Genomic DNA, 1,451 nt, shown 5'->3' on the forward strand with positions numbered 1-1,451 from the left:
GGCGGGCGCGGGCGCCGGCTGGGCGGCGGCCGCGCCTTCTGCGCTTGGGCGGCCTTGTCCGCGGCGGCCTTGTCCTGGCCAGCCTTGTCCTGGCCGGCCTTGTCTTTGGCGACCGGGCCGGAGGCGGCTTGGCTTGCCGGCTGGGAGATGGACTGGGTGGTCGCCGGGCCGTCGTCCTTGGCGATCAGGAACGGGGTGACGGCCACGCCGGCGCCCAAGGTGGCGGCAGCCACGAATCCGGTGACGATGAGAAGTGGCTTCACGGCGGCGCTTTCCCGGCCTTGGATCGATCTGCCTGAAGCCTCTGGGTTTTTTGTGGATAAATCGTGAATTGCAGGCGCCGATCGCCGCTCTCTCCGCCGAAATCCGGCGTTTTCTCCGGTTGGAGCCGGCGGATACCGCCCTGGCAGCTGTGAGATGCCGCCCGCGTCCGCAGCGCGACATTGGCCGCGCCGATGCGGCCGGCTGGGCCTGCTTTGCGGGGCGCATGCCGGCGCGACAATCGCCGTCTCGCCGCACCGGCCGATCCGGCGTCCGGCGAAGCGCCCGGCGACAGGTCCGCGACGCTAGGCGCCCCCCGCCGCCGTGCCGCGCACGGCGCTCAGCGTCTTGCTGATGCGGCCCTCATAGCGCGGGCGGTGCTCCTGGGGGGCCGTCAGTGGCTTCACCGGGCGCAGGGTCGCAAGGCAGCGCCGGGTCAGCTCCTGGTATTCGAGCGTGCCGCCGCGCTTCCAGCCGAGGTCCTTGTCGGCGAGCGTGCGCACGATGCGCGCGGGCACGCCGAGACGAGGCTCTTCGGCGGCACCACCATGCCCTCGGGCACATAGGTCATGGCGCCGATCACCGCGTCCTCGCCGATGACCGCATTGTCCATCAGCACCGCCTGGATGCCGATCAGCACGTTGCGGCCCACATGGGCGCCGTGGATCACCGCGCCGTGGCCCACATGGCCGTCCACGTCGATGATGGCGTCGCCGCCGGGAAAGCCGTGCATGATGCAGCCGTCTTGGATGTTCGAGCCCTCGCGCATGATGACCCGCGCGAAGTCGCCGCGCAGCGAGGCGCACGGGCCCACATAGCAGCCCGGCCCGATCTCCACGTCGCCGATCAGCACCGCGGTCGGATGCACGAACGCGGTCGGATGGACGACCGGGACCAGGTCCTCGATGGCGTAGCAATTGTCCATGTCTTCCTGCCCTTCATGGTCTTGAGGCGCGCGCCGTCAGCGCCCGGAGAACACCGGCGCGCGCTTTTCCAGGAAGGCGCGGCGGCCTTCCTTGTAGTCCGCGCTGGCATAGCAGGCGCGCACCATGTCCTGGAGCCGCTTTTCCTCTTCGGCATCGACGGCGGGGGTGAGGGCGAGCTTGCAGGCCTTGGCGAGGGCGAGCGTCATCGGCGCGTTGGCGGCGATGCTGGCGGCATAGGCGGCGACCTCGGCCGCCCCGCCCCGG

General features: G+C 70.9%; 3 protein-coding genes and 1 pseudogene. All 4 read right to left on the reverse strand.

Going from position 1 to position 1,451, the window contains the following annotated elements; translation table 11 throughout:
- On the reverse strand, positions 1-263 hold a 263-nt coding region (locus AC2W7M_RS25325), incomplete at its 3' end, for a hypothetical protein (protein ID WP_486135856.1).
- A gap of 303 nt (positions 264-566) precedes the next feature.
- The gene (locus AC2W7M_RS25330) at positions 567-764 is read right to left on the reverse strand and encodes a hypothetical protein (RefSeq protein ID WP_486135858.1); all 198 of its coding nucleotides are present in this window, start codon (positions 762-764) and stop codon (positions 567-569) included.
- Positions 698-1,186 carry an LbetaH domain-containing protein gene (locus tag AC2W7M_RS25335; protein WP_486135860.1) on the reverse strand — a complete coding sequence of 163 codons (489 nt, stop codon included), beginning with the start codon at positions 1,184-1,186 and terminating at the stop codon, positions 698-700. Before AC2W7M_RS25335 ends, AC2W7M_RS25330 begins: the two co-directional genes overlap by 67 nt.
- 36 nt (positions 1,187-1,222) lie before the next feature.
- Positions 1,223-1,451 (reverse strand): annotated as a pseudogene (locus tag AC2W7M_RS25340) (enoyl-CoA hydratase); the annotation flags it as partial.

The organism is Xanthobacter sp. BG11Y11_SDJG (assembly GCF_057364445.1).

Coding starts and splice junctions, on each gene's coding strand:
- AC2W7M_RS25335 (WP_486135860.1), bottom strand. CDS start 1,186: ATGGACAATTGCTACGCCATCGAGGACCTGGTCCCGGTCGTCCATCCG.